The organism is Methylobacterium sp. CCH5-D2 (assembly GCF_001556475.1).
In the GTDB taxonomy this organism is placed as follows: Bacteria; Pseudomonadota; Alphaproteobacteria; order Rhizobiales; family Beijerinckiaceae; genus Methylobacterium; species Methylobacterium hispanicum.
This window is the reverse complement of sequence record NZ_LSIX01000729.1, coordinates 1-547: the sequence shown is the minus strand read 5'-3', so window position 1 is coordinate 547 and position 547 is coordinate 1. Positions and strand designations below refer to the sequence as shown.

General features: G+C 77.5%; 1 pseudogene. It reads left to right on the top strand.

What is annotated here, in order from left to right:
• Window positions 1–451 (top strand): annotated as a pseudogene (locus AX737_RS19265) (DUF58 domain-containing protein); the annotation flags it as partial.
• Window positions 452–547 lie beyond the last annotated feature (96 nt).

The following is a 547-nucleotide window of genomic DNA, read 5'->3' as shown; positions in this document are numbered from 1 at the left end:
CGCGATGACCGCGGTGACGGGGGCGCTCGCCCTCGCGCACGCGCAGGCGCTCGCAGCCCCCGACACGGCGGACCCGCCGCTGGCGGATCTCGTCACCGTGGCGGCGAGCCTGCTGCCCTCGGGCGGCCATCTCGTCATCGCGAGCGCGCTCGACGCGCCGGGCCCGGACTTCGAGCCCCTGCTGACGCTGGCGGCCGAGCGGATCGCCATCCGGTTGATCCTCGTCAGCGACGCCTTCGAGCGGGCGCGGCCCGCCGGCCTCTACCCCTTCGCCCTGCCGGACGGGCGCCGCGGCCTGCTCGATGGGGGCCGCCGCGCACGGCCGAACCCGAGCGCCGAGGAGCGCCTGGCCGACTACGCCCGCCGCGGCATCGCGGGCCTGCGCCTCGATGTCGAGGCGGGCCCGGAGGCCTACGCCCCGCTGATGGAGCGGCTCGATGCGGTGCTGTGAGGCGATCTCGCACAGGCAGCGGCGCACGACACGCGCGCGCTCCCTCCCCCCTCTGCGGGGGAGGGTGGCCCTCGCGTCAGCGAGGGTCGGTCGGGA